At 64.7% G+C, this 6,141-nt stretch carries 5 protein-coding genes; all 5 read left to right on the forward strand.

The window, feature by feature from the left end:
- The first annotated feature begins 2 nt into the window (after positions 1 to 2).
- Positions 3 to 278, forward strand: coding sequence for a chaperone modulator CbpM (locus ACQKLX_RS20935; RefSeq protein WP_427363498.1), 276 nt, complete (start codon positions 3 to 5; stop codon positions 276 to 278).
- A gap of 51 nt (positions 279 to 329) precedes the next feature.
- A complete protein-coding gene (locus tag ACQKLX_RS20940; RefSeq protein WP_137882232.1) occupies positions 330 to 557 on the forward strand; it encodes a hypothetical protein in 228 nt (75 codons plus the stop codon).
- A 109-nt stretch (positions 558 to 666) separates the two neighbouring features.
- Positions 667 to 2,067, forward strand: a complete 1,401-nt coding sequence (locus tag ACQKLX_RS20945; RefSeq protein ID WP_427363493.1) for a sigma-54-dependent transcriptional regulator — start codon at positions 667 to 669, stop codon at positions 2,065 to 2,067.
- A 70-nt stretch (positions 2,068 to 2,137) separates the two neighbouring features.
- On the forward strand, positions 2,138 to 4,084 hold the full coding sequence (locus ACQKLX_RS20950) for a sensor histidine kinase (RefSeq protein ID WP_427363499.1): 1,947 nt from the start codon (positions 2,138 to 2,140) through the stop codon (positions 4,082 to 4,084).
- A 235-nt stretch (positions 4,085 to 4,319) separates the two neighbouring features.
- On the forward strand, positions 4,320 to 6,141 hold a 1,822-nt coding region (locus tag ACQKLX_RS20955; protein ID WP_427363494.1), incomplete at its 3' end, for a Clp protease N-terminal domain-containing protein.

Genomic DNA, 6,141 nt, shown 5'->3' on the forward strand with positions numbered 1-6,141 from the left:
GGATGACCAAACAGGAATTCCTGACCTCGTCGGGGCTTCAGGTGCAGGTGCTGGAATTCTGGCTGGAGCAGCGTTGGCTGATTCCGGAGGAGACGGCAGGCGAGTTGCATTTCCAGGACATTGACATCGCGCGCGCCCACCTCATTCGCGGGCTCAAGAATGATCTCGGCGCCAACGACGAAGGCATCGACGTGATCCTGCACCTCATGGACCAGGTCCACGGGCTGCGGCGCGCGCTCGTCGAGCTGCGTCAGCAGATCGGCGGAGGTCGCGGCTAGTTTCCGGCCGCTCTGAGCACGGCTTCGAGGCACGGTCGTACGGAGGATGCCATGACGGAACCTTTCCCGGGCCAGGGCCGGATCGAGATCGACATGCTCGTGCTCCGCGCCCTCGTCCGCAAGCTGGTGGAGAAGGGCGTGCTGTCTCCGGACGACGTGAAGGCGCTGCTGTTCGAAGCGGCGAAGCAGATGAACGAAGTCGGCAGCGAGCAGACCGACCAGGCGGCCCGCAGCATGGTCGCGCAGGATCTGGCGCCGGCCTTTCTGGGCCAGAAGTGACGCCTGACGCGCATTGCGGGTGACCGCTGAAGACGTGCGAAGGACCGCCGTCGCTCGCCGCGACGGCGAGTGGGGTCTCGCAAAGGCCCGAGCAGACGGGAAGGATCGGATGTCGCTGGAGCAAGACGTGGCCGGGAGAGAGTCGTCTGCCGATCCGGAGTTCGGCCCTTGGCTGGCCGGAGCCTCGATCCTGATCGTCGACGACGAGCCCGGGATGCGCAATTTCCTGGTCAAGCTGCTGAGACCGCGCTGCAAGCGGATCGAGGAAGCGGCCAATGCGAAGGAAGCCTCGCACAAAGTCGAGGAGCATCCTTTCGACGTCGTGATCCTCGACAACATCATGCCCGGGCAGAACGGCCTGGACTGGCTGGCCGAGCAGCGCGCAAGCGGCTTCTTCGCCGATGTCATCCTGATGACGGCCTATGCCGATCTGGAGACGGCCATCGGCGCCCTGCGCGCCGGCGCGGTGGATTTCATCATCAAACCGTTCCGTTCGAACCAATTGCTCAATGCTGTATCGCGCTGTCTCGACCGCAGCCGGCTGCAACGCGAGAACGACGTGCTGCGACACGAGTTGCACTCGCCGGGGCACCAATCCTTCCTGCGGGACAGGCTGGTCGGCAGCTCCAGGGCGATCCAGTCGGTGCGCGAAACGGTGGCCAAGGTCGCGCCGCTGCCGACATCCGTCCTGCTGACGGGCATGTCGGGCACCGGCAAGGAGGTCGTTGCGCGCTCGCTCCATTCGTTGTCGAGCCGGGCCGCCAAGCTGTTCGTGCCGATCAATTGCGGCGCCATTCCCGCGGACATGATCGAGAGCGAGCTGTTCGGCCATCTGAAAGGGGCGTTCACCAGCGCCGGGCGTGCACGCGAAGGCCTGTTCATGCACGCTCATGGCGGCACCGTGTTCCTCGACGAGATCGGCGACCTGCCTTTCCTGCTGCAGAGCAAGTTGCTGCGCGTACTGGAGGATCGCCGCGTCCGGCCGGTCGGCTCGGAACGCGAGGTGCCCTTCGACGCCCGCTTCATCTTCGCGACCAATGCCGATCTGGCGCGGCGCGTCGACGAAGGATCGTTCCGTGCCGACCTCTATTTCCGGATCAACGTCGTGCGGATCGCCTTGCCGCCGCTCAAGGAGCGCGGCGACGATGTTCTGGAACTGGCGTCGATGTTCATGCGCGAATTCTCCGGGCAGCTTGGCATGCCAGCCGTCGCGATCGACGAGCACGTGCGCGCTGCGCTGAGGCGCTATGACTGGCCCGGAAACATCCGCGAGCTTCGTAATCTGATCGAGCGCGCCGTCATCCTCGGCGCTTTTCCGGCGGTGCTCGGCAACAGCCTTGAGCGCCACGAAACGGGGGGCGAAGGCGGGCGGCAGACCCTCGCCGATGTCGAGCGACGCCACATCCTCGCCATGCTGCGCGAGACCGGCGGCGATCGCGAGGAGGCGGCACGTCGGCTGGGCATCTCGCGCAAGACCATCGACCGCAAATGCGCCAGCTGGAATGTCTAGCGAGGTAACAAGTGGCGGGTCTCGCGGGCGGTCCGTACGCTACCGCCTGCTGGCGATTGCGCTCGTGCCGATGCTGATCATCCTGCCGCTGCTGCTGGGCATCAGCATCTATCGCTGGAACGCCCGCTTCAATGCGATGATGCTGTCCAAGGTCAATGACGACCTGACCATCGCGCACCAGTATCTGGCGCGAATCCGGGATAGCACCGGGGATCATCTCACCGCCGTGACGGAGGCCGCCCGTTTCCAGGAGCTGCTTGGAAAAGGTGAAGGCGACAATGGCGATCTCGCGGCTTTCCTGTCGGATGTCGCAGCAGGACGCGGGTTCGATTTTCTCTATGTGGTCGCCGACGACGGACGGGTGATTGTCGCCTGGCGGCAGATGACGTCCGGCTTCATCCGTTCGGATGGGCCGATCGTCCGCTCCGCCCTGCAGGGGAGGGCTCGGGCCGGGATCGATATCTTCGAGGAAAGGGACCTGGCCGCGCTCTCGCCCGAGCTGGCGTTGCGCGCGCGCATCGAGATCGTTCCAACGGCCGGCAGCACCCCCAGTGATCGCCTGGTCGAGCCACGCGGGCTCGTCCTGCAAGCCGCCAGCCCCGTCAAACTGCCCGATGGCCGCCCCGCCGCCCTGGTCGGCGGCATATTGCTCAACCGCAACCTCGCCTTCGTCGATGGCATCAACGATCTGATCTATCACGGTTCCGGACTGCCGGAAGGCAGCCGCGGCACCGTCACCCTGTTCCTCGATGACGTCCGCATCAGCACCAATGTGCGCATGTTCGAGGAACAGCGAGCGATCGGGACCCGTGTCTCCGCCCAGGTTCGCAGCGCAGTGCTCGACCAGGGCCGGATCTGGCGCGACAGCGCCTTCGTCGTCGACGATTGGTATGTCTCGGCTTATGAGCCGATCGTCGACAGCCAGGGCAGGCGCATCGGCATGCTCTACGCCGGCTTCCTCGAAAAGCCCTTCTTTCAAGCCAAGCAGGAAACCCTGATCGCGATCGCTGCGGCTTTCCTGATTGCCGTTCTCGCAACCGTGCCGCTGTTCCTGCACTGGGCCCGCGAGATTTTCCGGCCACTGGAGCGCATGAGTGGAGTCATTACGCAGGTCGAAGGCGGAGATCTCGCGGCACGGACCGGTGTGGTCACCAAGCGGGACGAGATCGGACGGGTCGCGCTTCATCTCGACCATCTGCTCGATCAGGTCCAGGAGCGCGATGCCGAACTGCGACAGTGGAACCAGGAACTCAACCAGCGTGTCGAGGAGCGTGCGCGCGCCCTGCAGCTGACCACGACGCAGCTCGAGACGACAACCAGGCAGCTCATCATGTCGGAGAAGCTCGCGGCCATCGGCGAGATCACCGCCGGCGTCGCCCATGAGATCAACAACCCCATCGCCGTCATGCAGGGCAATCTCGAGGTGATCCGCCAGATTATGGGCGCGGATGCCGGGCAAGCGCAGACGGAGTTCCGGCTGATCGAACAGCAGATGGACCGGATCACCGAGATCGTGACCAAGCTGCTGCAATTCGCAAAGCCCCAGGAGTATTCCGGCTACACCGAGCACTATTCCGCGTCCGGCGTCATCTCCGACACGCTGCCGCTCGTGCAGCATCTCCTGAAGAGGACCACGATTGCCGTCGAACGCGAGGACCGGGCACTCCAGCCGATCATGATGAACCGCACCGAGCTCCAGCAGGTGCTGGTCAATCTCATCGTCAACGCCATCCATGCGATGCCCGATGGCGGACGGCTCACCTTGCGCAGCATCGACAGCGACATGGACGGGCAGGCTGGCGTCGCGATCCGGATCGCCGATACCGGCGCGGGGATGACCCCCGAGGTGATGCAGAGGGTCTTCGATCCCTTCTTCACGACCAAGCGGCGGGAGGGCACCGGGCTCGGCCTGTCGATCAGCCAGATGCTGGTGACGCGGCAGGGTGGCAGAATCTCGGTCGAGAGCGAGCCGAGCGCCGGGACGACTTTCACCGTGTGGCTACCCGCCGCTCGTTGAGACTGCCGACCCTATGGACAGATTGTCCGCCTGGCCATCGACAGATTGTCCCGCACTGCCGCCACCTCCCTTTCATCATGCTGATTTCATTGGCCATCTGCCTTGGCATGTCGGTTGCTCATATGAGTCGGCAGGGTTGCCGAAGCTCGCTATGGCTCGCCGCCCCGAGATTGACAGGGTGGCACCATGGGGCTGGTATTCGCCTTGATCAGATATTGTTCCGAAAGGCCGTTCGATGAACGCTGAACGATATACCGATCGCGCCAGAGGCTTCGTCCAGTCCGCGCAGTCGCTGGCGTCGCGGGAAGGCAACCAGCAGTTCACCTCGCTGCATCTGCTCAAGGTGCTTCTCGACGACAATGAAGGTTTGGTCGCAGGGCTGATCGACCGCGCCGGCGGCAACTCACGCGCCATCCTGTCCGAGACCGAAGCCGCGTTGACCAAGTTGCCGAAGGTGTCGGGCGGGGGGGCCGGGCAGGTCTATCTGGCGCCGGATCTCGCGCGTGTCTTCACTGCCGCCGAAAAACTCGCCGACAAGGCCGGTGACAGCTTCGTCACGGTCGAGCGGCTGCTGCAGGCACTGGCCACTGACAAGGACAGCGACGCCGGAAAGCTGCTCGCCCGCGGCGGCATCAGCCCGCAACATCTCGATGCCGCCATCGAGGCCTTGCGAAATGGGCGCACTGCCGACAGCGCCTCGGCCGAGAATGCTTATGATGCGCTGAAGAAATACGCCCGCGACCTGACCAAGGCGGCGCGGGACGGCAAGCTCGATCCCGTCATCGGCCGCGACGAGGAAATCCGCCGCACCATCCAGGTTCTCAGCCGCCGGACCAAGAACAATCCCGTGCTGATCGGCGAACCCGGCGTCGGCAAGACCGCGATCGTCGAGGGCCTGGCGCTGCGCATCATCAACGGCGACGTGCCCGAGAGCCTGAAGGACAAGAAGCTGCTGTCGCTCGACCTCGGCTCCCTGATCGCCGGCGCGAAATATCGCGGCGAGTTCGAGGAGCGGCTGAAGGCGGTGCTGCAGGAGGTGACCTCGGCGGCCGGCGGCATCATCCTGTTCATCGACGAGATGCACATGCTGATCGGCGCCGGCAAGACCGATGGCGCGATGGACGCGTCCAACCTGCTGAAGCCAGCTCTCGCGCGCGGCGAGCTGCACTGCGTCGGCGCGACCACGCTCGACGAATACCGCAAGCATGTCGAGAAGGATGCGGCGCTGGCAAGGCGCTTTCAGCCCGTCTTCGTCTCCGAGCCGACGGTCGAGGACACCATCTCGATCCTGCGCGGCCTCAAGGAGAAATACGAGCTCCACCATGGCGTGCGCATCGCCGATTCCGCGCTGGTGGCGGCGACGACGCTGTCGAACCGCTATATCACCGACCGCTTCCTGCCCGACAAGGCGATCGACCTCGTCGACGAGGCGGCGGCCCGGCTGAAGATGCAGGTCGACTCCAAGCCGGAGGAGCTGGACTCGCTCGACCGCGAGATCGTCCGGTTCAAGATCGAGCAGGAGGCGTTGAAGAAGGAGCACGATGCCGGCTCGAAGAGCCGGCTGCAGAAGCTCGACAAGGAACTGGTCGAGCTCGAGAAGAAATCGGCCGACCTGACCTCGAAATGGCAATCGGAGAAGGGCAAGCTCTCCGACGCCCAGAAAATGAAGACCGAGCTCGACCAGTTGCGCACGGAGCTCGCCAATGCGCAGCGCAAGGGCGAGTTCCAGAAGGCCGGGGAGCTCGCCTATGGCAAGATTCCCGAGCTTGAGAAGAAGCTCGCCGCCATCGAGACCGACGACAACACCTCCTCCGCCAGCGAAACCGTGACGGCCGACAGCATCGCACAGGTCGTCTCGCGCTGGACCGGCGTGCCGGTCGACAAGATGCTCGAAGGCGAGAAGGAGAAGCTGCTCAAGATGGAAGAGCAGCTGATCAAGCGCGTCGTCGGCCAGGGGCAGGCGGTCCGGGCCGTGTCGACGGCGGTGCGCCGTGCCCGCGCCGGCCTGCAGGATCCGAACCGGCCGATCGGCTCGTTCATGTTCCTCGGCCCCACCG

Source organism: Allobosea sp. NPDC003192, assembly GCF_050275675.1.
Lineage (GTDB): Bacteria > Pseudomonadota > Alphaproteobacteria > Rhizobiales > Beijerinckiaceae > Allobosea.